The 21,937-nt window shown below is 59.7% G+C and carries 22 protein-coding genes and 1 pseudogene; 14 read left to right on the plus strand and 9 right to left on the minus strand.

All coding sequences use genetic code 11. The features are described 5' to 3' along the window. Positions 1–8: 8 nt before the first annotated feature. Both EEB11_RS01770 and EEB11_RS01775 read right to left on the minus strand, forming a co-directional pair. The gene (locus EEB11_RS01770; protein ID WP_135428688.1) at positions 9–476 is read right to left on the minus strand and encodes a cytochrome c-type biogenesis protein; all 468 of its coding nucleotides are present in this window, start codon (positions 474–476) and stop codon (positions 9–11) included. Further along, positions 473–2,443 (minus strand): heme lyase CcmF/NrfE family subunit, encoded by a 1,971-nt coding sequence (locus tag EEB11_RS01775; RefSeq protein WP_135428689.1) that lies wholly within the window; start codon positions 2,441–2,443, stop codon positions 473–475. The genes EEB11_RS01770 and EEB11_RS01775 overlap by 4 nt, the downstream gene beginning before the upstream one ends. Before the next feature lie 219 nt (positions 2,444–2,662). On the opposite strand from EEB11_RS01775, the gene EEB11_RS19745 reads away from it, so the two are divergent. From EEB11_RS19745 to EEB11_RS19750, 3 genes are read left to right on the plus strand one after another with little or no spacing between them, the layout of a single operon-like run. Continuing rightward, a complete protein-coding gene (locus tag EEB11_RS19745; RefSeq protein ID WP_210134356.1) occupies positions 2,663–2,833 on the plus strand; it encodes a GntR family transcriptional regulator in 171 nt (56 codons plus the stop codon). A 48-nt stretch (positions 2,834–2,881) separates the two neighbouring features. After that, on the plus strand, positions 2,882–3,010 hold the full coding sequence (locus EEB11_RS20210) for a hypothetical protein (protein ID WP_280950240.1): 129 nt from the start codon (positions 2,882–2,884) through the stop codon (positions 3,008–3,010). After that, positions 3,007–3,249 carry an FCD domain-containing protein gene (locus EEB11_RS19750; RefSeq protein WP_210134357.1) on the plus strand — a complete coding sequence of 81 codons (243 nt, stop codon included), beginning with the start codon at positions 3,007–3,009 and terminating at the stop codon, positions 3,247–3,249. Before EEB11_RS20210 ends, EEB11_RS19750 begins: the two co-directional genes overlap by 4 nt. Positions 3,250–3,266: 17 nt before the next feature. On the opposite strand, the pseudogene EEB11_RS20445 reads toward EEB11_RS19750, so the two are convergent. The 3 genes and pseudogenes from EEB11_RS20445 to EEB11_RS01800 all read right to left on the minus strand — a co-directional run bounded on the left by EEB11_RS20445 (position 3,267) and on the right by EEB11_RS01800 (position 4,444). Further along, positions 3,267–3,695 (minus strand): annotated as a pseudogene (locus EEB11_RS20445) (allophanate hydrolase-related protein). Between the two features lie 66 nt (positions 3,696–3,761). Beyond that, the gene (locus tag EEB11_RS01795; protein ID WP_354002078.1) at positions 3,762–4,031 is read right to left on the minus strand and encodes an ABC transporter substrate-binding protein; all 270 of its coding nucleotides are present in this window, start codon (positions 4,029–4,031) and stop codon (positions 3,762–3,764) included. Between the two features lie 125 nt (positions 4,032–4,156). Then, entirely contained in the window at positions 4,157–4,444 is a 288-nt protein-coding gene (locus EEB11_RS01800) for a hypothetical protein (RefSeq protein ID WP_210134358.1), read from the minus strand. Positions 4,445–4,864: 420 nt separating this feature from the next. Between EEB11_RS01800 and EEB11_RS01805 the strand changes: the two genes are divergently transcribed. The 3 genes from EEB11_RS01805 to EEB11_RS01815 are packed head-to-tail and all read left to right on the plus strand — an operon-like array spanning position 4,865 to position 10,510. Next, on the plus strand, positions 4,865–7,828 hold the full coding sequence (locus EEB11_RS01805) for a response regulator (protein ID WP_245298727.1): 2,964 nt from the start codon (positions 4,865–4,867) through the stop codon (positions 7,826–7,828). Beyond that, positions 7,825–8,688 (plus strand): CheR family methyltransferase, encoded by an 864-nt coding sequence (locus EEB11_RS01810; RefSeq protein ID WP_210134359.1) that lies wholly within the window; start codon positions 7,825–7,827, stop codon positions 8,686–8,688. The genes EEB11_RS01805 and EEB11_RS01810 overlap by 4 nt, the downstream gene beginning before the upstream one ends. Then, positions 8,678–10,510: a response regulator gene (locus EEB11_RS01815; protein WP_135428695.1), complete on the plus strand. Its 1,833-nt coding sequence runs from the start codon at positions 8,678–8,680 to the stop codon at positions 10,508–10,510. The genes EEB11_RS01810 and EEB11_RS01815 overlap by 11 nt, the downstream gene beginning before the upstream one ends. A gap of 58 nt (positions 10,511–10,568) precedes the next feature. Here the strand turns inward: EEB11_RS01815 and EEB11_RS01820 are convergent, their stop codons facing one another. Continuing rightward, on the minus strand, positions 10,569–10,793 hold the full coding sequence (locus EEB11_RS01820) for a hypothetical protein (protein ID WP_135428696.1): 225 nt from the start codon (positions 10,791–10,793) through the stop codon (positions 10,569–10,571). Positions 10,794–11,223: 430 nt separating this feature from the next. On the opposite strand from EEB11_RS01820, the gene EEB11_RS01825 reads away from it, so the two are divergent. From EEB11_RS01825 to EEB11_RS01850, 6 genes are all read left to right on the plus strand, one after another. Continuing rightward, positions 11,224–11,409 (plus strand): hypothetical protein, encoded by a 186-nt coding sequence (locus tag EEB11_RS01825; protein WP_135428697.1) that lies wholly within the window; start codon positions 11,224–11,226, stop codon positions 11,407–11,409. After that, positions 11,399–11,584, plus strand: coding sequence for a hypothetical protein (locus tag EEB11_RS01830; RefSeq protein WP_135428698.1), 186 nt, complete (start codon positions 11,399–11,401; stop codon positions 11,582–11,584). Before EEB11_RS01825 ends, EEB11_RS01830 begins: the two co-directional genes overlap by 11 nt. Before the next feature lie 19 nt (positions 11,585–11,603). Continuing rightward, positions 11,604–12,548: an NAD(P)/FAD-dependent oxidoreductase gene (locus tag EEB11_RS01835; RefSeq protein WP_135428699.1), complete on the plus strand. Its 945-nt coding sequence runs from the start codon at positions 11,604–11,606 to the stop codon at positions 12,546–12,548. Further along, positions 12,548–13,024, plus strand: coding sequence for a nucleoside deaminase (locus EEB11_RS01840; RefSeq protein ID WP_135428700.1), 477 nt, complete (start codon positions 12,548–12,550; stop codon positions 13,022–13,024). Before EEB11_RS01835 ends, EEB11_RS01840 begins: the two co-directional genes overlap by 1 nt. After that, on the plus strand, positions 13,025–13,447 hold the full coding sequence (locus EEB11_RS01845) for a VOC family protein (RefSeq protein WP_135428701.1): 423 nt from the start codon (positions 13,025–13,027) through the stop codon (positions 13,445–13,447). 119 nt (positions 13,448–13,566) lie between these two features. After that, entirely contained in the window at positions 13,567–14,118 is a 552-nt protein-coding gene (locus EEB11_RS01850; protein ID WP_135428702.1) for a YciE/YciF ferroxidase family protein, read from the plus strand. A gap of 63 nt (positions 14,119–14,181) precedes the next feature. On the opposite strand, the gene EEB11_RS01855 is transcribed toward EEB11_RS01850, so the two are convergent. Next, on the minus strand, positions 14,182–15,843 hold the full coding sequence (locus EEB11_RS01855; protein WP_135428703.1) for an ATP-binding protein: 1,662 nt from the start codon (positions 15,841–15,843) through the stop codon (positions 14,182–14,184). Positions 15,844–16,624: 781 nt separating this feature from the next. Between EEB11_RS01855 and EEB11_RS19755 the strand changes: the two genes are divergently transcribed. Both EEB11_RS19755 and EEB11_RS01870 read left to right on the plus strand, forming a co-directional pair. Next, positions 16,625–17,788 carry a hypothetical protein gene (locus EEB11_RS19755; RefSeq protein ID WP_210134360.1) on the plus strand — a complete coding sequence of 388 codons (1,164 nt, stop codon included), beginning with the start codon at positions 16,625–16,627 and terminating at the stop codon, positions 17,786–17,788. 209 nt (positions 17,789–17,997) lie between these two features. Then, the gene (locus tag EEB11_RS01870; protein WP_210134361.1) at positions 17,998–18,933 is read left to right on the plus strand and encodes a S8/S53 family peptidase; all 936 of its coding nucleotides are present in this window, start codon (positions 17,998–18,000) and stop codon (positions 18,931–18,933) included. 645 nt (positions 18,934–19,578) lie between these two features. Here EEB11_RS01870 and EEB11_RS01875 read toward each other — a convergent pair. Further along, a complete protein-coding gene (locus EEB11_RS01875; RefSeq protein WP_135428706.1) occupies positions 19,579–20,157 on the minus strand; it encodes a hypothetical protein in 579 nt (192 codons plus the stop codon). A 329-nt stretch (positions 20,158–20,486) separates the two neighbouring features. Beyond that, on the minus strand, positions 20,487–21,788 hold the full coding sequence (locus tag EEB11_RS01880) for a PQQ-dependent sugar dehydrogenase (RefSeq protein WP_135428707.1): 1,302 nt from the start codon (positions 21,786–21,788) through the stop codon (positions 20,487–20,489). Positions 21,789–21,937 lie beyond the last annotated feature (149 nt).

Genomic DNA, 21,937 nt, shown 5'->3' on the forward strand with positions numbered 1-21,937 from the left:
ACGCCGCGTCACTTGCCGATCAGGTCGCGCAGCCGGGCCTGCTCATCAGCGCTCAGCGCAACGTCCGGCGCAATCGGCTGCCCGCGCCTGCGGATATAGACAAAGGCCCCGGCTGCGCCCAGCAGAAACACGCTCGGCCCGGCCAGCCAGAGGATCAGGTTCGCGCCCTCGGCCTTTGGGTTGAACAGCACGAACTCGCCGTAGCGGCTGACCACGAAGTCGATCACCTGGGCATCCGTATCACCCGCCATGATCCGCTCACGCACCACAAGCCGCAGGTCGCGGCTGATCGGCGCGTTTGAATCGTCAATCGACTCGCCCTGACAGACCGGGCAGCGCAGATCGCGGCTGATGGCGCGCGCCCGCGCCTCCAGCCCCGGATCGGCCAGCACCTCATCGGGCTGTACCGCATGAACCGGGGCCAGCGGGGCGGCGGCGAGCATCAGGGTCAGCAGGAAACGTTTCACCACAATCATTCCGCCGGAACCGCAGCAGAACGCCGGCTGGCCCCCGCCGCCACGCGGTAGCGCCGGTCGGTCAGGCTGAGCAGGCCACCGAAGGCCATGATCAGACAGCCGCCCCACAGCCAGTTGGCAAAGGGCTCGATATAAGAGCGCACTGCATAACCGCCGCCATCCTGCGGATCACCGATCACCAGATAGATGTCGCGCAGAAAGCCATAGTCGATGGCCGCTTCGGTCGTGGGCATCCCCTGCACCGGGTAGAACCGCTTTTCCGGGGTCAGCACCGTCACCTCGACCCCATCGCGGCGCACCACCATGGTAGCCATTGTGCTTTGGTAATTCGGACCTTGCACCTCATCTACCGACGTCAGCGTCACCTCGTAAGGCCCCAGCGCATAGCTGCCACCTTCCCGCACGATGCGGATGTCCTCGGTCTTCCACGCCAGCATGGCGCAGACGGCAAAGACAGTGATCCCCATGCCGGCATGGGCCGTGGCCTTGCCCCAGTCTGCACGCGGCAACCGGCCCAGCCGCGCCACGCGGCCCGCAATGGCCCCGCGCCCCGTGCGGCTCCACAGGTCCACGATCGCGCCCAGCACGACCCAGATCCCCAGCGCCACGCCCACCGGGCCAAGCGCCGTACGCCCGGTCTGCATCGCCCAGACCAGCGAACCGACCGCAAAGGCCAGCAGCATCGCCGGGATCAGCGGCCGCATCCCGCGCAGAATCTCGCCGCGTTTCCACGGCATCATTGCGCCAATCGGCAGGATCACCGCCAGCGCCACGGCAAACGGCGAAAACGCCGCGTTGAAGAACGGCTCACCCACGCTGAGCGTGCGGCCAAAGAACAGCTCGGCCAGCAAGGGCCATATCGTGCCGATGAACACCACAAAGGCCGCGACGGACAGCAGCAGGTTGTTGGCCACCAGCGCGGATTCGCGGCTGACCATGGCAAACAACCCCTTGGCCTCCATCGACCCTGCGCGGAAGGCGAACAGCGTCAGCGCCCCACCCATGAACACCGCAAGGATCATCAGAATATATACGCCGCGCTCGGGATCATTGGCAAAGGAATGGACCGAGGTGATCACGCCCGAGCGCACGATGAACGTGCCGATCAGCGAAAAGCCGAACGCCATGATCGCAAGCAAAATGGTCCACGCCTTCAGGCTTTCGCGTTTTTCCACCACGATGGCGCTGTGCAGCAAGGCAATCGACAACAGCCACGGCATGAACGACGCATTTTCCACCGGGTCCCAGAACCAGAACCCGCCCCAGCCCAGTTCATAATAGGCCCACCACGACCCCAAGGCGATGCCAATGGTCAGGAATATCCATGCCGCAAGGGTCCATGGCCGCACCCAGCGGCCCCAGGCCGCATCGACCCGACCCTCGATCAGGGCCGCCACCGCAAAGGAAAACGCCATGCTCAGGCCCACATAGCCCAGATAGAGGAACGGCGGATGAAAAGCCAAACCGGGGTCTTGCAGCAGCGGGTTCAAGTCCATTCCGTCCAGGGGCGGCACCGCAAGCCGCAGAAACGGGTTCGAGGTGAACAGCATGAACATCAGGAACGCCACACCGATGGACCCCTGAACCGCAATCACCCGTGCCTTCAATGTCGGTGGCAGATTGCCGCCAAACCACGCCGCACAAGCCCCGAACAGCGCCAAAATCAGCGCCCAAAGCAGCAAAGACCCCTCATGGTTGCCCCAGACGCCCGAGATCTTGTAGAGCATCGGCTTGAGCGTATGGGAGTTCTGCACCACCAGAACCAACGAAAAGTCTGATGTGACAAAGGCATAGGTCAGCGCCGCGAAGCTGGCCGCGATCAGCACGAACTGGATCATCGCCGCCGGTTCCGCCACCGCCATCAGCGCGACATTGCGCCGGTACGCCCCCCACATCGGTACGGTCATCTGAACCACCGCAACCGCCAGTGCCAGAACCAAGGCAAAGTGACCAAATTCAACGATCATGCGCATCTCCCACATTCTGTCATGATGATAGGCTGAAACTCCGCCACACACCATGGGATGTGCGCCCGTGTCGCGGTCACGGTTGCGCGGGGTTGGCACGGGCGACGGTTCCGCAGGCCACCGACGCCATCACAGCGGTGCGTTGCAAAGCCGTAGACAGGGGCAGGCCTGCGCGCTGCGACACCTGAAGTTGAATTATATGCAACCTGTCAAGCCCGTGTGACCGTGAAACCCGCCACCAAGAAACCGACCGCCACGGAACGCATCGGCTCGACACTGGCGGATGAAATCGCGCGGGGTGATATCGACCCCGGCGTCATGCCGGACGAGGCCTCGCTGGCCGAGCGCTTTTCCGTGTCCCGCACCCCGGTGCGCGAAGCGATCCGCTAGCTGGAAGCCATCGGTTTTGCCGAGGCCCGTCCGCATCGCGGGGCCGTGGTGCCGCATTTCACCCCGGAAAAGCTGACCGAAATGTTCACCGTGATGGCCGAGATGGAGGCGCTGTGTGCCCGTTATGCCGCCGCCAATCAGGCAACGGCCATTTCCACGAAGCGGTCTAAGCCATGAGCGGCAATGTCTTTCTGGCTGAAGTCACGCGCGGCGGGCGCAACCGCCTTGCACCGTTCCGGAAAGCGCAGTTCAACCACACTGACCGCTTGCTGGGGTCGATCAGCGAACACGAAATCATCGTGCAGGCGATCCTGAACGGTGACGGCGAGGCGGCAGCCCAGCACATGCGCGATCATCTGCGCGTGGTGCGCAATTCGGTCGGCAAGATCATGCAAGGCCTGGATGTTGACGACTGACCGGATTGGCGGGGGCCTCAGGCTGCCGTTTCACTGGTCACAAAGCTGCGCCAGCCGCCAAATCCGGTGATGTCGCGGGTGGTGGGTACGGCAACCGCCTCGACCAGAAACCCCTTGGCGCTGCTGGCATCTTCCAACAGCACCGCGCCGATGCCAAGCGGCTGCGGGATGGCGGCCACAAAGGCCACAAAGGCCGCAACGCCCAGCGACCACACCTCGACCTCGATGGCGACCCCGCCTTAGGCCACGCGCAGCAGGCCCGGTTTGCGCGGTGTGCCTTCGGCCAACTGGTACAGCCGGTAGGCGGCCGCCGTCCGGGTTGTTGCCACCAACTGCCCGCCCAGGTCGACCAGTTCCCGGTTCAACGGCATCCCGGTCAGATGCGCGCCGACCACAATCAGGTCTATCTTTGCGTCAAAGGTCTTGTCCGCCACGGTCTGCCTCATGTTTTATGGTGTCTGATTGACCCTCCGGCCCGGCCCTGATGCCGGACCGGAGGGCAAGTTGATCGGTCAGGATGCCTTGGCCATGTCAATGTCCAGCCCGTCCCAGGCCTTGATCACGATCTCGTCGCTGAGCAGATCTGCCAGATCGACCGTTCCCTGCAGCGCTTTCTGCGCGCCTTCGCCCAGTTGCAGACAGGTCATGTAGATGTCCCAGTCCGCATTGCCGGCGGCAAGCTGGCGCGCGGCATCGGACGACCCTTTGGAGTAGTTCAGGGTCACGTCCAGCCCTTCTTCGGCACAGAGGCCCTTTTCCTGCGCCATGAAGATCTGGAATATCTGCGCGGTCGGCCCGCCTTGCGCGCGGCGGACGGACCGGCAGGATCACGCGGCAGCGCCTGCGGCGCAGGCCCGTCAAGGGCGATGGGGTCGACATGTGCCATGGGTATAGTGTCCTTCCAAAGTCAGTGATCGACGTCCAACATGCGCCGAATGTCGAAAACCAGTTCGGAATAGCGCGGGTCGCGCATCACCGAGGTTGTGCGCGGGCGCGGCAGATCGACCTCGACAATCCCCTCCAGCCGCCCGGGGCGTGGCGTCATCACAAAGACCCGGTCCGACAGGAACACGGCCTCGCCGATGTTGTGGGTCACGAAAATCACCGTCTTGCGGGTTTTTTCCCAGATCCGCAGCTGTTCAAGGTTCATCGTCTCGCGCGTGACCTGATCCAAGCCGCCAAAGGGTTCATCCATCAACAGGATGTCACGGCGTGCAAGCGGCGCGCTGCGCCCTGACCTTGCCGTGAAAACCGCAGGACACTGACTGTATGCTCTGCCCCCCGCGCCGTGACGGCTGCGGCGCGTCGCGGGGTATACCGTAAAATATCGCCTGAAGGCTGGAACCAAACCTGCGATCTTGCGTTATGCGCCCGGCACGAGCGCATTTGAGCGCCGAGTGTTCGATTTACAAAAAAGAAAAATGGGCAGCCCGACATGCGGACCGATCTGGACACACGTTTCACACTTTCGGATCCGCGTGCATTCGTTTCCATAATGGTCGCCGTCTCACTGGTCGCGGTCTTTGTACTTGATCTCATGTTCCCATTGGGAACAGCGGTCTGGCTGGGGTACTTCCTTCCCCTCGTCCTCAGTTTCGCCTCTTCGCGGCCTTGGATGCCGGTGGCAATTTCGGTGGCCGTCGCGACAGGGTTGCTGGTGGGGTTCGGACTGGACCAGTTGGGCAGCGATCCCGCCAATATCGATTCAACCGTGGCGGCGTCGAACCGCACCATGGCCGCCGCCGTGGGGTTCATCCTTGGCGTGGCTGGGCGCTATCTGATCAACAGCCGCAATCGTCTGGACGCGGCAGATTGGGTGCAGCAGGGTCAGGTGAAGTTGGCAAGGGCGGTGCAGGGTGATCTGACACTGGAAAAGTTGGGCGCACAGGTGCTTGGCAATCTGGCCGAAAAGCTCGGCGCGCGGGCGGGCGTCATCTATGTCCGGCAGGGGCGCGGGTTCGAACGGATCGGCCATTGGGGCGGCGACGGGCTGGCCCTGCCCCAAACCATTGCCGAAGACGAAGGTCATCTGTCGCGCGCGACGCAGACTAACAGCATCATCAGCCTGACGGCACCGCCGGAAACCGCCCTCGGCTGGGGTTCGGGGCTGGTGCGGGGCAAGGCCGCCCACACGATCATCATCCCGACCCATGATGGCATCTCCTGCAACGGGGTAATCGAGATCGGGTTGGACCATCCCCTGCCCGACGCCCGGCACCATTTGCTGGAGCGGGTCGGTGACAAGGTTGGCGTGGCCATCCGTTCGGCCCAGTACCGGACCCAGTTGCAGCAGCTGCTGGAAGAAAGCCGTCGTCAGACCGAGGAGCTGCGCAGCTACAGCGAAGAACTGGCCTCCACCAATGAAGAGCTGGAAGAACAGACCCGCGCGCTACAGGAAAGCCAGCAGCTTCTGGAACATCAGCAGGCCGAACTGGAAGGCCAGAACGCCCAGCTTGAAAACCAGACCCAACTGCTGGAAGAGCAGCGCAGTGCCTTGGTTCAGTCGCGCAAGTCGCTGGAGGAACAGGCCAAGGTGCTGGAACGCGAAAGCCGGTACAAATCGGAATTCGTCGCCAATATGTCGCATGAGTTGCGCACCCCGCTGAATGCATTGCTGATCATGTCACGGCTTCTGGCGGAAAACCGGGGCCGGACGCTGACCGGCGAACAGGTGCGCTGGGCCCAGACCATCGAAAGCTCGGGTCAGGATCTGCTGACGCTGATCAACGACATTCTGGACCTGTCCAAGATCGAGGCCGGCAAGCTGGATGTGATCCGCGCCGAAGTGGACCCGCAATCGGTGGTGCGCAAACTCTTGCGCGGGTTCGAGGTGCAGGCACGGTCCAAGGGCCTGCACCTGACGGCAGAGGTCGCACCGGGTATCGGGACATTCTTCACCGACATCAACCGTCTGGAACAGGTCTTGCGCAATTTCCTGTCAAACGCGTTGAAATTCACCGATCGTGGCCGGGTGTCCCTGCACATTACGCCCGCAGCTGACGGTATCGCCTTTTCCGTTCAGGACACTGGCATCGGGATCGCCGAGACCGAGCAGGAGGCGGTGTTCGACGCCTTCCGTCAGGCGGATGGCACGATTTCGCGCCGCTATGGCGGCACCGGCCTTGGCCTGTCCATCTCGCGTGAGCTGGCGGATCTGCTGGGCGGCAGCATCTCTCTGGCCAGCACCCCCGGTCAGGGCAGCACCTTCACGCTGACCATTCCGCGGGATCTGCCGGCCCGCGGGGAACAAACCCGTCGCGTCAGCACCACCGAAGCGCACAGCATGCCGGCCCCGTCGTTTGCGCCCGCCACGGCGAAAGGTGTCACAAAGGCCCCGATGCTGACGCCCCTGCCCGGCGTCACCGACGACCGTGACGCACTTTCCCCCGGCGACCGGATCATGCTGGTGGTCGAAGACGATCCGGCCTTTGCGCAGGTGATGACCGACCTTGCAGCCGAGCTTGGCTTTAAATGCCTGTGTGTGGGCCGCGCGGATGAGGCCGTTGCGGCGGCACGTTTCTACCTGCCCCATGCCATTGTGCTGGACGTGGGCCTGCCCGATCATTCCGGCCTGTCCGTGCTTGATCAGCTCAAGCGCGATCTGGCGACTCGCCACATCCCGGTGCATATGGTGTCCGCCGAGGATTATACGCTGGAAGCCATGTCCCAGGGGGCCATCAGTTATATGATGAAACCGGTGCAGCGCGACGAGCTGGCACTGGCCATTCAGCGCCTGGAACAACGGCTGGAACAGCGCGTGCGCCGCGTGCTGATCGTCGAAGACGATCCGGCACAGCTGGAAGGGCTGAAGGCCCTGCTGGGCAACAACGAGGTCGAAACTGTCGGTGCCCCGACCGCCGCCGAGGCTTTGGCAGTGTTCCGCAGCCAGCCGGTGGATTGCATCGTGCTGGACATGACCCTGCCGGATGCGACGGGGTTTGACCTGCTGGAAATGCTCGATTCCGATGACGACCCCAGCTTTCCGCCGGTCATCGTCTACACCGCCCGCTCGCTGTCCGAGGCCGAGGAACAGCGTCTGCGACGGCATTCCAAATCCATCATCATCAAGGGCGCGAAATCGCCCGAACGGCTGATCGACGAGGTGACGCTGTTCCTTCATCAGGTGGTGTCGGACCTGCCGGAACGGCAGCGCGAAATGCTGGCCGCGTCGCTGAACCGCGATTCCATGCTTGAGGGGCGCCGTATTCTGGTGGTTGAGGATGACATCCGCAACGTCTATGCCCTGACCGGCATTTTCGAGCCGCATGGCGCCACCGTGCAGATCGCGCGCAACGGGCGCGAGGCGCTGGATGTGCTGGGCCGGATCGCCGATGGCGCGCAGCCCAAGATCGATCTGGTGCTGATGGATGTGATGATGCCCGAAATGGACGGCATGACCGCCACGCGCGAAATCCGCAAGATCGACCGCTGGAAACACCTGCCGATCATTATGCTGACCGCCAAGGCCATGGCGGATGACCCGAACCAGTGCCTTGCCGCCGGGGCCAATGACTATTTGTCCAAGCCGCTGGATGTGGACAAGCTGTTGTCGCTGACCCGGGTATGGATGCCGCGATGACCCCTGTTCCCGTGCCCGTACCCGCCCCGGAAGAGGTGGAGCTGGATCTGTTTCTGGAAGCGCTTTACCGGCTCTATCACTATGACTTCCGCTCTTATTCCCGCGTGTCGCTGCACCGGCGCGCCGATCTTGCGCGCGAACGTCTGGACTGCGCCACGCTGTCAGACCTGCAACGACGTCTGTTGCGCGAACCCGATGTGCTGCCCGCAGTCATCGACGCCATGACCGTGCAGGTCAGCGAGGTGTTTCGCGACCCGGCCTATTATCTGGCGCTGCGCCGAGAGGTCATCCCGCATCTGAGCACCTTCCCGTCGCTCAAGGTCTGGGTCGCCGGCTGCGCGGATGGCGAAGAATTATATTCGCTGGCGATCCTGTTTCGCGAAGAAGGGCTTTTCGACCGCACCCTGTTCTATGCCACCGAAATCAACCGCCGCGCCTTGGCCAAGGCGGAAGGTGGCGTTTATGACATGGCCCGCATGGCCCATTTTTCGCAGAATTATCAGCAATCCGGCGGCCGGGCCTCGCTGTCCGATTACTACACCGCCGCCTATGGCCGTGCCGCCTTTGACCGCAGCCTGCGCCGCAAGACCGTGTTCACCGAACACAACCTTGCGACCGATCAGGTGTTCTCCGAAGTGCACCTTGTGTCGTGCCGCAATGTCCTGATCTATTTCGACGCCACCTTGCAGGACCGGGCGCTTGGACTGTTCGCAGGCTCATTGGCGCGCGGCGGATTTCTTGGCCTCGGGTCGCATGAAACGCTGCGCTTCTCAGCTTATTCCCATTTGTTCTCTGCGTTTGACGAATCTCAACGCATTTGGCGCCGCACCGCGCGGCAAGAGGGTGATCATGCCAGGTAACGACGTCCGCTTCCTGCTTGTCGATGACATCAGGGAAAATCTGGTGGCACTCGAGGCGCTGCTGCGCCGCGATGGTCTGGAAATCCACACGGCACAATCCGCCGCTCAGGCATTGGAACTGATGCTGGTGAACGACTATGCCCTGGCCTTTCTCGATGTGCATATGCCCGAAACCGACGGCTATGAACTGGCCGAGCTGATGCGGGGGGCTGAACGGACCCGGCGGCTGCCGATCATCTTCGTGACCGCCGCAGACATGGACGAAACCCGCCGCTTTCGCGGATATGAGGCGGGGGCGGTCGATTTCATCTTCAAGCCGATTGATCCCGTCATCCTGAAATCAAAGTCCGAAGTGTTCTTCCAGCTTGGATGCCAGGCACGCGATCTGGCGCGGCAACGCGACGAGATGCGCGCAATGGCCCTGCACCGCGATCAGGCCATGGCGCGGCTGAAAGCCCATGCCGACAATTCACCGCTTGCCACTGTCGAGCTGGATTGTGATCTGAACCTGCGGGTCTGGTCGCAGGGCGCCGAGCGGATCTTTGGCCACAAGACACGCGACATGCTGGGGAGACCGGTTGCCGGAACCCGATGGCTTTCAGAGGAAACCATCCACCTTTTGCGCGGCTGGATTGCGGATGATGAAGGTCAGGACTCCGCCCCCCGCTATACCACCGAAGCCATAGCCTTTCACGCCGGTGGCCACGAAATTGCCTGCGAGCTTTATGCATCGTCGCTGTGCGAACCCGAAGGACAACACCGGTCGCTGACGCTGCAGGTTCTGGACATCTCTGAACGGCGTCAGGCCGAAGCCATGCGATCGCTGCTGATCGGCGAGCTGAACCACCGCATCAAGAACACGTTGGCCAATGTGCAGGCCATCGCCCGCCAGACCCTGCGCCAGTCGACCGGGCTGGAGGATTTTGACCGCAGCTTTTCCGGCAGGCTTCAGGCCTTGTCCCGCGCGCATTCCATCCTGTCCGACGCCACATGGTCCAGCGCGCCGCTGGACGATCTGATAGCTGATCAGATCAAGGCCGGAACGCTGGATGGCGACAGGTTGCGCCAGTCCGGGCCGAAGGTGCAGATCTCACCGGAAAACATGCTGCGCCTTGCGCTCACCCTGCATGAGCTTGGCACAAACGCGCAAAAATACGGCGCGCTGTCGCGGTCGGGCGGCGAAGTGCATCTGTCTTGGCGCTGCGAAGGCGAAGGGCTGGTTCTGCAATGGCAGGAACGCGGCGGGCCGCACGTCACCCCCCCTGTCCGCACAGGCTTTGGCCATACCCTAATCGGCGCAAGTGCGGGCGGTCAGGACGGCAGCGTTGACGTTGACTGGCAGCCCGAAGGTGTCATCTGGACCATCCGCCTGACCCAAGGGGTGACGCCCGTCAGCGGGGACGCGCCTGTCCAGAAGGCTCTGACTTCCGTCACCGTAACCGAGGAGTCGCTGGTGGGGCGGCGGATTCTGATGATCGAAGACGAACCCCTTGTCGCGCTTGATCTGACCTTCGAGCTGGAAGATGTCGGGGCCGAGGTGGTCGCGGTGGCGCGCACCCTGCGCGACGCGCTGCGCGAAGCAGCGGATCAGATGGTGGATCTTGCCTTGCTCGACGGCAACCTTGGCGGCGAAAAGGTGGATGCTGTCGCCGAAATCCTTAGCCGGCGTGGGATTCCCTTCTGCTTTGTGTCAGGCTATGGCCCGGAACACCTGCCCGCCGGCTTCCGGACCGTCCCGATTGTCCAAAAGCCGGTCGATCCGGCGCGACTGCTGTCTGTGCTGCATCAGATCAGCGTCACACCTGTCGCAGAGACCCTCTGAAACCAACCCAGGTCACACAGGCCGGGCCTTGTGTTCGCGAAGCGGGACCATGGGCGCGTCAGCTGTCCGGCTGCTCTGATTCGGGTGACAGTGCCGACCGCTGGCGATCCATCGGCGCAAGCGACTGCAGGGCGATGTCGAGGTCTGACTGGAACACAGATTGCAGCCGTGCCGCATTGCTTTTGGCATGTGTCGAAAGGCTTATCTTGCCGATCATTGAATTGCCTTCCAGCGCTTGGGCAAGCTGCTGAATGAATGGATCTGGCGGGGCCATTTTGGGCATCTTACTCTCCCATAACTCATAAAAAACTGTTCATTTTCACGCAAACAGCAGAACAACAGATGCCTTTCAAACCAAGACACCATGCGACGGCACGACTGCCCCCGCAAAAATGACCGAAGAAACGGGGGATGTTGATGCGACGCACCATCACAGGAAAATGGGACACTTACCTCTGAATACGCGCCAACCCGGCTCTCCAGTCTTCCAATGCACCAGTCGTCTTAACAGCTGGTAACCAATTTATACGATTCAGAAGCCTGTGCGAACAGGTTCGGAAACTACCTAAGAAAAAAGCATTCCGCCCACCTCATCGTCAACAGGAAACCTCCGCAACGCCCGTCTGACATCGACCAAAGTTCCAGATCACCCCCGCCATCCGGGGAACGCAACCTTGCGACGTTCGTTGATGCAGCAGGAAACGGAGAGTGCCATGACACAGAAGATGCCATCGAATGAGGCCCTGCGAAACAAGGGTGGGGTCATCGACCAGCGCAAGCAGCAGATCGACCCTGCGGGAAAGCATCGCGACGATCCGAACGACCTGGCAAAACGCTCGCAGAAGCAACCGGGGCAGGATCTGCGCGATCCGCAAAAGGACACCGGCAATGCCGAATGAACCGAAAGCCGCCAAACAAAAGCGCCCGCCGCCACCGGATCGTCAGAATGCACAGGATGATCACGAAGGGTCGGCGCATAGCCCGGACGAATTTGATGTGATGAACCCGCAAAAGCAGGGGGTGGGGGACGGACAAGCCGATCAGGCGGCCCCGAAACCTGCGACCAAACGCTGACGTGACATCGCAGGTGAAGATGCGGGATTGCGTCATTGTCGGCGGCGGGCCCGCAGGCCTGACCGCCGCGCTTTATCTTGCCCGGTTCCTGCGCAGTGTCACCGTGATTGACGCGCAGGACGGGCGGGCGCAACTGATCCCGAAAACCCACAACCTTGCCCCGTTTCCCGACGGCATTTCAGGTCTTGATCTTCTTGGCCGGATGCGGGGGCACGCGTGCCAATATGGGGCAGTCATTGAACCCGGCACTGTCCGCAGCGTTGCAAAGCAAGACGGCGTGTTTCACATCACGACCGACAGCCGAACCCTTATGGCCCGCACGGTCATCTTCGCCACAGGCGTTTTCAACCATCGGCCGCCCCTGTCCTCCGGGCAACATGCGCAGGGTCTGGCGCTTGGGCTGATCCGCTATTGTCCGGTGTGCGATGCCTATGAGGTGCGTGACAAGCGTATTGCGGTGCTTGGACACGGTGACCACGGCACCAAAGAGGCGCGCTTTATCAGCCATTATTCCCCTTTTGTGACCTTGATCCCGCCAGACGGATCAGTGGGCGTCCCGCAAACCGGCATCGCTGCCCTGTCGGCACCCATGCAGCGCATTTCCCTGTCAGAAACCGAGGTGATCGTCACCTTGGGGACCGGCGCGTCCCACCATTTTGATACGCTTTACGTCGCCCTTGGCACCACGGCACGGTCAGATCTGGCGGATGGGCTGGGGCTGCGTCTGGACGCAGGCCACATTGCCGTCGATTCCCGGCAGCGGACCAGCCTCGACGGCGCCTATGCCATCGGGGATGTCACCGACGGTCTGGACCAGATCGCGGCGGCCATGGGCCAGGGGGCCATCGCAGCCGCCGCGCTCCACAACAGCCTGACTGAAAAAGCGTCCCGTGCTCTGACCCACAGCACAGCGCCGCACACCGATGGTCCCGCTGCCACCGAACCCCGTCTGGAGGTTTCCTGATGCCGCCTTCCCCTTCGCCGCCGGTCAGCCCGGCAGAGCACTCTGCCATTGTAGACGCAATCCATCGCGCGCTCGCCGCCCGGCAGGAAAGCGGCAAGTCCGGCATCGCGGCATCCGTGCTTTGCAACGGCCAGACCGTCGCCAAGGCAGAGAACGAGGTTCACCTGCACTGCGACCCCACCCGACATGCCGAAATGGTCGCCATCACGCGCGCGGCAGAGGCGCTTGGCACAACCGATCTCAAGCAGTGTGTGATGATCTCTACCCTGCAACCCTGTGAAATGTGTCTGGCGGCGATGCGCTTTGCCGGAATACGCCGCGTGATTTTTGCGGCCACCCAAGGCCGTGTGGCGGGCAAATACTTTGCGTTCCCGCACCTGAGCCTCGACGACTTCCGTCATGGCAACGACTTCGACGCCATCGGCGGGATCTGTGAGGATCTGGTGCTGCACCTTTACGCCACCGGAGAAGAATAAATGCCCGCACCCAAATTGCTGAGGATTCTTGAAAGCTCGCTTTATGTCAGTGATCTTGGCAGGGCCGCCGCGTTTTACGAGGGCGTCATGGGCCTGTCGTGCCTGCACGCGGATGACCGGATGCGCGCGTATAAGGTGAATGGGGTCAGCGTTCTGCTGCTGTTCCTGCGCGGTGCCACGACACAGCCGGTTCAGACGGGTGGCGGACTGATCCCACCCCATGATGCCACCGGCCAGATCCACATGGCCTTTGCCATCACACCAGAAACGCTGCAGGCGTGGCGCGACCATCTGGCCCAACACGCAGTGGAAATTGAAGGCACGTCAGACTGGCAGCGCGGCGGACACAGCCTGTATTTCCGCGACCCGGACGCCAACATGCTGGAAGTGGCAACCACACCGGGGCTCTGGCAGGGCTTCTGACCGATGCATCCGGCGCGCAGCCTTCCCTGAAGCGCAGATCTACGGTCGCACGCAGATGGTCGAGACCGAAAGCGCAGGCCCGGACGTCCATTCCCGAAACCCCATCAGGAAACTGACCAATGCCCCCCGACACGCCTTCCACAGACCAGTTACCGCCGCGCACCCCTGTTCAGGTCGTCGCTCAGGAAACGCTGATCGCTAATCTGCGCAATGCACATGCCTTGGAAAAGCAGGTGATCGCGGTGCTGGAACCGCAGCTGAAGCTGTTGGACGACTACGCTGACCTGCACGCCAGACTTACCCGCCACATCGCCGAGACCCGCGAACAGGCAGAGCGGCTTGAGGCCGCATTAGCCTCCTGCGGCACATCGCCCTCCATGATCAAGGATGCGGTGCTGAGTGTGATGGGGCTTGGACAATCTTCGGCGCAGGGCTTCAGTTCCGACGCAGTGCTGAAGGCCGTGGTCGCCGACATGATGACGGAACATCTGGAAATCGCGACCTATCGCACGCTGATCGTGCTTGCCGAAATGGCGGGTCGGTCAGAGCTTGTCCCTGCACTGGAGGCATCCCTGCGCGAAGAGGAAGCGATGGCAGACTGGTTCAACCAGAACCTCGAACTGCTTGCGCGGCGGTTTGTCGAGCTCGAGACGGCACAGAGACGTCAGTAAAATCAAGCCGCGTAGGGTTAACCCGGATGGCACACCGGCCCGGCATGGAACCTGCCAAGCATATCAGGGCCGGGTTTCAATCGCCTGCGCCGCGACGGGCAACATATGTTTGCGCACTGCGCGGGTGATTTCGCCCATCTGGATCGGCTTGCAGATCACATCGTCAAAGCCGCTGTTGCGGTAAGAGTTTATCTGTCCGGGCTGCGTGTTTGCGGTCACCGCGATCAGCGGAAGGGGCGGTATGCCCCTGCCCTGTTCGGCGGTACGGATGGCCAGTGCCGCCGTGACGCCATCCATCCGTGGCATGGAAATATCCATGAACACCGCAGTGAGCGCCCCTTCCCGCACCTTCGTCAACGCTTCCAGCCCATCGCGCGCTGTCTCCACACCCAGCCCGAGCAGCTCCAGCATCGCCTTGATGACAGCCAGGTTGGCCGCATTGTCATCCACGGCCAGCACCACCATACCAGCCACCGCATCCAGCGTCGGGGGATCTTGCGGAGCCACCGGCTCATCCACCGTTTGCAAGGGCAGCTCGACCTTGAACTCCGTGCCCCTGCCCTCCATGCTGCTGACGGTGATGGCACCGCCCATGCCCGTGACCAAATGCTTGACGATCGACAGTCCAAGACCGGTGCCGCCAAAGCGATGCGAAATGGTCGCATCCGCCTGACCGAAGGCCGTGAACAATGACTCCGCTGCCTCTGGGGTCATGCCAATTCCGGTATCGCTGACCGTCACCCGGAACGGACGGCCCGGAACACAGCTGAACCTGACCGAGACAGTTCCCGCTTCGGTGAATTTGATCGCATTGCTGACAAGGTTTTGCAGGATCTGGTTGATCCGCATCTCGTCGCCCCGCCACAACGCCCTCGCCCCCGGATTGGTCATCACCTCAAACGTCAGACCCTTTTGCTCCGCCACGTCGAAGTACAACGTGTCAAGCCTGTTGGCCAAATCAATCGGCCGGAACGGCACGGGGTTGAACTCCAGCTTGCCGGCTTCGATCTTGGACAGGTCGAGCAGGTCATTCAGGAGCTGCAGCATTACGTCACCGGACTCGATGATCGCCTGAACCCGGGTCTGATGCACCGGATCGACCAGATCCTGTGCCAACACCTGGGCCAGCCCCATGACGCCGTTCAGCGGCGTGCGCACCTCATGCCCGACCGAAGCCACGAATTTTGCCCGGGCATCCGATTCCCGTGTGGCCGCCGCCATGGCCACGTCCCTGTCCTGAACGGCTTTGATCAGCAGGATCTGTTCGTCCACCATTGCGGCCAGCTCTTCGATCAGGGACTTTTCTTCCCGTGTCCAGTTGCGCGGCGCGCTGTTGAACACGCACAGCGACCCGATCGGCGCACCGGACGGCTCGTGAATCGGTACACCCAGATATGAGATGATCCCAAGTTGCCTCACCGCAGGGTGCTCCATGACACGGTCATCGGTGCGGGCGTCAGCAATGACCAACGGTGCATCCGCGTCGCGTACCAGCTTGCAAAACGAATGACTGAGCGGAGTTGCGCGTTCGGTCTGCAGGGGTTCGGCGACACCGTTTGTGCTGCGAAAGAACTGGCGGTCGGCCTCATCGTCGATAACCGACATAACCGATGCCTCGGCACACAGAATAAGTCGTGCCAGACGGGTCTGACGGTCAAATCCGTCATGGGATGTTCCGTTCAGCAACCCAAGCGATGCCAGAGTATTGCTTGTGATATGCAGCATGGTATTCCTCTTGCCCTGAGCGGCGGGCTGCGCCAGTCAGGTCCGTTTCCGGTAATAAATCATTCTGGCGTGAACATCCGATCGATATTCAGCACAATCGCCCAACAACACCTTAATGCCATCGAGTATTTCGTCAGCAGACAGGCTGCCTTTTGCTGTCCCGGAGCTGTATCGACCCGCTGGCGCTTGCGGCGTCTCTATTGATAAAACGCGGAAAGGTCCAAGCGCGCCCAGTTTGCCGGCTACCACAAACGCAAAAAACGATGCATTGTTCCCACACAATTTTCACGTATGCGTGACCTCTCCATCTCCTTCACTTGGCCATCAAGGCGCAAGGTCAGCGTCTATACCCTTGGAAAAAGGTGGATTTCTCTGAGAGATCGCGCGCGCACTGGCCTTCGACCAATCCGCACAGTCACGCCGCGATCCGGTTTTAGCCTTGCACGAAGCCCCGAAACACCTGTTGGCGGGTACAAGTCCCATGAGGGCAGGCCCGTCCCACTCGGTGAGTGCAGTGGCACGGTTGGCCTACTCAAACAGGTATAGTCCGACAGAGCCATACACAGAAGTCCTGAGACTCTCAGCGCAGGCGGACCCAGACAGGGGCCGACTTCTGGCATCTTACTTCTAATCGTTCGACCGCCTCATCAGTGGGAGACACGGGCAGCGCACCTCCGGGTCAGTTGTGCTGCACTGTGCCCCATTTTTGTCTAATTAAGGATGTAATTACCGACGTCAATCCTCCGTGATGGAGGCAAATCATAGGAGCCATGAGAACGTCATGCACCCATTCTTGAAAGCCAGCATCGCAACGATCGCTCTTTCTGCATTTGCTGCAGTGCCAGTCGCTGTCGTTCTCGCTCCTGATTCTGCTTATGCCAAAGGAGGCAACGGGGGTGGCGGCGGCGGTAACGGTGGCGGTAACGGCGGCGGTGGCGGTAAAGGCGGCGGTGGCGGTAACGGCGGCGGTGGCGCTGACAAAAGCAACAGGGACGGCCAGGACAAAACCAGCACTGCAAAGTCCAGCAATGGCGCATCGAAAGCCAAGGCCGCACAATCGTCACGCGGGTCTGACGGTGCACCGACACGCGCCTCGAAGAAAGCTACAGTCAAAACGTCCAAAAACGCCGGCGTCGCGAAACAATTTGCAAAGACGGCCGTGAAAGTATCGCCAAAGCCGATGCCAAGGCCGAAAGACAAGGTTTTGGATGTGCTGCATCCAAGCAACCTTGGCAAGCTGAACGGAGCTATCAACGCGAGCGCAAACGCAAAGCTTGCCCAAATCCGCAATGGCAATTTCACCGGTCCAGTTGGGATGGCCGCAGCGTTGGCACTGGCCGATTACAATTTCAGCACTCAAAATGAGGCTTTTTTGTCGGCGAGCAGAGCGTTGGAACTGGCTGCCGCATTTGCTGTCATAGATGGCGCACCCAGTGAAGAGGAACTTGCTGCGGCAAGCGCTTTGATCGCAGGATCTGATCGTCCGACAGAGGATGAGATTCTGGCCGCCGAAGCTTTCGTCGCGACAGCAACTGACGACACGGACGCAGGTGCCCTCGCCGCAGCTCAGGAAACGTTGCAACTTGCGGCGGCCTATAATGTGGTAACGAGCGCGCCGAGTGAGGAAGAGCTTGCAGCCGCGTCCGCGATTATTGAAGGAGCTGAACGGCCGACAGAAGAAGAATTCGCGGCAGCCCAAGCTATTGTCGATGCCGGGGAGCCGACGAATGCCGGAGTCATTGATGCCGAGAGCGCCCTTCTCGCCTCTTACAAGGGCACACTCGACGAAGACGCGAAAGCCCGGCTTCTTGAAGCCCTAAAGATATCGCTTCCGAGCCCGGAACAGATCTCGGAAGCAATACGCGCCAGCGATATTGTTGAAGAACCGGCACTGGTTCAAGAACCGGATATCCTGATCGAAGATACTGCATCTCTTTCAGAGTAAAAACGACCTACAAGTCAGTCCGGCCGCCGCCAAATGTTTGCGGCGGTCGTATGAACTGCCTTTGATGGGCGGTTGCCTCAAACAGCGATCCTGCCCAGGAGACTTTGTAAAGCGTTGCCATCCGCAGTGCTTCGGGTTGAGCATGATCGTGACAAGGTGACAGAAAAATTCCCATGCCAGACGCGGAACAATCCGATGAAAGAGCTGTGATGAAGAAATATAAAACTTACCGCACTCTGGTGTGTTTGGCTGTTCTGAGCGGGTGTGGTGGCGGTGATGATGCAAACAGTATCGCGAAAACTATCGGCGCATACTATTCCTGGATGAGTTCTGAAATTCAAGAGGCGTGGGCTTCTGACTATTTTGGACAGGGAACAAGAATAACAATCGTTGATGCATTTAGGGAAAGCATTTCAAACAAACCATTCTCGGGAAACTTAGGAGATGGAGAGAAACTTCAACTTCACGGCGAATGGGTTTCTGACCAGATTGCGATGCTCGCGCCGCTCTCTTCTCAGAATCTTCATGATCTTTCAAATAATCAAGCGGTATCTCTGGAGGCGGGAAAGCTTAATATAATCAATCTCAGCTATGGCATGATAGGTGAGCCTGACGTGAACGGGAACCCCTATGAGGATCTTAATTGGTCCAAGAGAGAGCAATCAATTATTGACTACGCGAGCAACAATTTGGCACTTGTTGTAAAAGCTGCAGGTAATGATGGAGTTGCCATCGATGAAATCAACCAGAGTGGAAATTTTGAATATCTTAATCTAGACTTAATTGGCGCACAGGCTGCGATCTTTGTTGGCGCACTGAACGCCCATGGAACGATAGACAATCCGGCAAAACTCGCCAATTATTCAAACTATGCCGGAGACAATGTCGTTGCCCAAGATCAATTCATCGTTGTCGGGGTGACTGGAAACATAACTGACCTCTACGGGACCTCATTTGCTGCGCCCATTATTTCAGGCTATGCGGCTGTTCTCGGAAGTAAATTCACATCAGCCTCACCTGATATCATAAAGAGTCGACTGTTGGAGACTGCGAGAACTGACACAATAGCAGGTTACAACAAAGGTATCCACGGAAAGGGAGAAGCAAGCTTGTCGCGCGCTTTGGCACCTGACTCAATTGATTAGTCGGATGACGAACAGGGTTTCCATTCACACGGCTAGTCCCAGATGACATGCAGATAAGCGGCGGAAAGTCATTGACGCCCCATTTCTATAACCGGCGAAAAGGTACCATTCGCATTTTTTTGCAGTCAAATGAAGGCATTCACGAAGAAATCCTCAAGTTCGCCATTACCACCGGCTTTCTGTAATCATCCGACCTGACCGCCTTGCCGCGCGCTGAGAGGCAATTAGTACACTATTGATAATAGACACTACGGTGATGGCGTTGCGTGGCGGACAAATGAACTTTGGACACATGAGGAGAAGCAGTCGACTCGTTTCCAGACGGATGCGTCGCGCGTTTAAGTTGCCCAGGTGGCGCGACGCAATGCTGCCAACTCTACCCTGATTTTCAATTGGCTTCGCAATTCCCGCTATACTCCTGACTTCGTGACGATGTTGTCGCGCGCGATAAATCCTCGCTTTGTACCAGTGGAGGTCGTCGTGAAGATGACGACACCGGCGCTATGCCTGCTGTCGTTGCGAACCGCATTGAGGTCGAGCTGGCGAGCGGGTATCACGCGCTACCCAGGGTCGCCGAACGCTTCCTAGCTTAAATCGAAATCGCGCAGATCCCATTCATCCCTTGCCACTCAACAGGTTACATCATCAAAAAGAGAACCTAAAATTAATTCCCACTTTTGCATCAGCCTCTCCTCGAACCTTGACAAGATAGTCCAAAGAGGTCTCGGGCGGAATTAGGCTTGCAGCCAACCTGCAGTTCACATTCTGAATTCCTCCTAAAGAACCATAATTTGCGATACATGCTTTCTCAGTCATTTTTCCAAAAAACGGATATGTTGCACTAATTGACGCCACAGCGTTTTCAAATGGAGTAAATCGGTAGACAAACCCGAGTTGCAAGGCGGGAGCAATTTTGTACTTTTCTCCCCTCTCGCCTGTGCTGAAACCCCAAATAATGCCGAAATCCGGTGAAACCTGCCTCAACAGAAGAACTGTAGAATCTGGAAAATTTGGAGTGTACCAGTCTTGAAAATCAATAAGGTCGCCTCCTGAAAGTTCGTAACCGCCATTGCTCAGATCTCTGGCGAGGCTGGAGCGATGAGATCCGATATACACATCCAAAAGAAAGGTGTCTGCCCATATCTCTTGCGCCAGGACAGATTTGCTGGAAGTCGCAAGCAGGGCAAGCGCTAGCAAAGATTTATTCCAGCGGGAGAGAGACATTTATTTGCACTGATCCTGATAGAACGGAGCAAAGTTATTCTTTGCACACAGTCTATAACCTGTGGCGAATCTTCGCGACAGGTGGGCCACTCCCCGATCCTTGAAAAAACTTTCGGCTGTTTCAAGCTACCCTGTGCAAACTTCTGAAATCACCATCGATGCGCTGAGCATCCGACTTTCCCGAATTGCACTTTGGGAATTGCGTGCCGGACGACCCACCGCCCCCCGGTGATCGAGACATTGAAGGCCGATGCACCCGTAGATGAACTGTCACCCTCCGGCCGACCAAGGTGTATTGCGCCGCCTCACGGCGGCGCAAAGGGATGGGCTCATTCGCCCGGAGTGAGCTTGTGAATCATGCCCTCATCCACGGCAGCGTAAAGGCTGCCATCTGGCCCCATGACAAGCGAGCGGAATCGTCCCGCTTCCATTGGAAGTGTCATTTCTGTGACATCGACGACCGCAATGCCATCTTGGCCATTGGACATCTCAATCACGTCGATGCGCTGACCGATTGGCGTGCCGCCAAATCCGATGCCCATTAGTCCGATGACCATGGCGCCGTCCCAGGTGCCCCAAGCCTCACCTTCAAGGAAAGCAGCGGAGGAACTGCCCTGCGACCAGCCGTTGTTGGTCCAGATCGAGGGCATTGCATCAGGATAGGTCACCAGGTCGGTCATGGGCATGTATTGCGCCCGTTCATACCGGTTCATCCCATCCATCTGGTTGGGTTCATAGCCGCAATAGCCATCGGGGCAATTGTCTTCACGACCCGCCATGCCCGGTCGAGGATCCCAACCGGCGTTGCCGCCGTTTTTCAGCACCGTCGTTTCGTCTGAGTGCCAGGGGCCATGCTCGACAGTGATCGCATCACCCGTTTCCGGGTGGAAAGCGATGCCCTGAACGTTTCTGTGCCCATAGGTGAAGGTTCGCAAATCAAAGCCCTCGGGTGGCGCGTTGCCTTCGACGGCATTGCCATCGGTGTCAATGCGCAGAACCTTGCTGCCCATCAATGTCGGGCTTTGCGGAACCTCAGGATTGTGATTGTCACCGGTGGTCAGGAACAGATGGCCTTCGGGACCGAACCGCACGCGACCGCCATTGTGAGCACCCGGTCCCCCAAACGGCTGGTCCGAAGCGTTCATCTTGTAGGGCACGTCATCCACAATGTCAGTCCGGTTGGAGACAGCCGTGAAATCCTCGTTTACTTCCAGCCGGATCAGCCGGTTGGTATGCGGATCGGACATATTCGATGTCGCGTAGACGTAGATCCGGCGGTTCGCTTCGAAATCGGGATCGACTGCAACCCCCATCATACCCGCCTGTCCTTCGCAGAACAGATCGTCGGCAGTGGTGGCATAGCCATCGGTGCCTTCCATGCCAAGAAGCGCGTTGACCTCGCCCGACGGCATGAGCACGGAAAGGCCGTCGCATTTTTCAGTGAAAAACATCGTGCCTTCATCGAAGAAGGCCATGTCCCACGGTTCATCAAGACCTTCCAGCACAACGCTGTGCTGAAGGCTACTGGTGTTGGTGCCGGTCTGCGAGAAAGCCGGGGCACCAAACGCGACGGCGGATGCGGCAACGGCGATCAATGATATCTCGGTACGACCGTTCTTTCGGAAATTCATGATGTTCCTCCCTCATATCAATCTTGCCGGATGTCTTATTGTATGACTCCTGCCCAGATTGAACGCATCGAAAGCCCGGAAGGTTCCCAGATGACGGCAAACTCGCAGCTGGCAAGGGCCTATTCCACTGGCCAACGGGTTTTGGCCAT

This window comes from Pseudotabrizicola sediminis (assembly GCF_004745575.1).
Lineage (GTDB): Bacteria > Pseudomonadota > Alphaproteobacteria > Rhodobacterales > Rhodobacteraceae > Pseudotabrizicola > Pseudotabrizicola sediminis.

What these genes read in the sequence shown, in the direction of transcription:
- EEB11_RS01820 (WP_135428696.1), bottom strand. Translation starts at nt 10,793, where the DNA reads ATGCCCAAAATGGCCCCGCCAGATCCATTCATTCAGCAGCTTGCCCAA.
- EEB11_RS01830 (WP_135428698.1), top strand. Translation starts at nt 11,399, where the DNA reads ATGCCGAATGAACCGAAAGCCGCCAAACAAAAGCGCCCGCCGCCACCG.
- EEB11_RS01805 (WP_245298727.1), top strand. Translation starts at nt 4,865, where the DNA reads ATGCCGGTGGCAATTTCGGTGGCCGTCGCGACAGGGTTGCTGGTGGGG.
- EEB11_RS01880 (WP_135428707.1), bottom strand. Translation starts at nt 21,788, where the DNA reads ATGAATTTCCGAAAGAACGGTCGTACCGAGATATCATTGATCGCCGTT.
- EEB11_RS01775 (WP_135428689.1), bottom strand. Translation starts at nt 2,443, where the DNA reads ATGATCGTTGAATTTGGTCACTTTGCCTTGGTTCTGGCACTGGCGGTT.
- EEB11_RS19750 (WP_210134357.1), top strand. Translation starts at nt 3,007, where the DNA reads ATGAGCGGCAATGTCTTTCTGGCTGAAGTCACGCGCGGCGGGCGCAAC.
- EEB11_RS01875 (WP_135428706.1), bottom strand. Translation starts at nt 20,157, where the DNA reads ATGTCTCTCTCCCGCTGGAATAAATCTTTGCTAGCGCTTGCCCTGCTT.
- EEB11_RS01800 (WP_210134358.1), bottom strand. Translation starts at nt 4,444, where the DNA reads ATGGATGAACCCTTTGGCGGCTTGGATCAGGTCACGCGCGAGACGATG.
- EEB11_RS01825 (WP_135428697.1), top strand. Translation starts at nt 11,224, where the DNA reads ATGACACAGAAGATGCCATCGAATGAGGCCCTGCGAAACAAGGGTGGG.
- EEB11_RS01850 (WP_135428702.1), top strand. Translation starts at nt 13,567, where the DNA reads ATGCCCCCCGACACGCCTTCCACAGACCAGTTACCGCCGCGCACCCCT.
- EEB11_RS01835 (WP_135428699.1), top strand. Translation starts at nt 11,604, where the DNA reads ATGCGGGATTGCGTCATTGTCGGCGGCGGGCCCGCAGGCCTGACCGCC.
- EEB11_RS19755 (WP_210134360.1), top strand. Translation starts at nt 16,625, where the DNA reads ATGCACCCATTCTTGAAAGCCAGCATCGCAACGATCGCTCTTTCTGCA.
- EEB11_RS01810 (WP_210134359.1), top strand. Translation starts at nt 7,825, where the DNA reads ATGACCCCTGTTCCCGTGCCCGTACCCGCCCCGGAAGAGGTGGAGCTG.
- EEB11_RS01855 (WP_135428703.1), bottom strand. Translation starts at nt 15,843, where the DNA reads ATGCTGCATATCACAAGCAATACTCTGGCATCGCTTGGGTTGCTGAAC.
- EEB11_RS01840 (WP_135428700.1), top strand. Translation starts at nt 12,548, where the DNA reads ATGCCGCCTTCCCCTTCGCCGCCGGTCAGCCCGGCAGAGCACTCTGCC.
- EEB11_RS01770 (WP_135428688.1), bottom strand. Translation starts at nt 476, where the DNA reads ATGATTGTGGTGAAACGTTTCCTGCTGACCCTGATGCTCGCCGCCGCC.
- EEB11_RS01870 (WP_210134361.1), top strand. Translation starts at nt 17,998, where the DNA reads ATGAAGAAATATAAAACTTACCGCACTCTGGTGTGTTTGGCTGTTCTG.
- EEB11_RS01815 (WP_135428695.1), top strand. Translation starts at nt 8,678, where the DNA reads ATGCCAGGTAACGACGTCCGCTTCCTGCTTGTCGATGACATCAGGGAA.
- EEB11_RS01845 (WP_135428701.1), top strand. Translation starts at nt 13,025, where the DNA reads ATGCCCGCACCCAAATTGCTGAGGATTCTTGAAAGCTCGCTTTATGTC.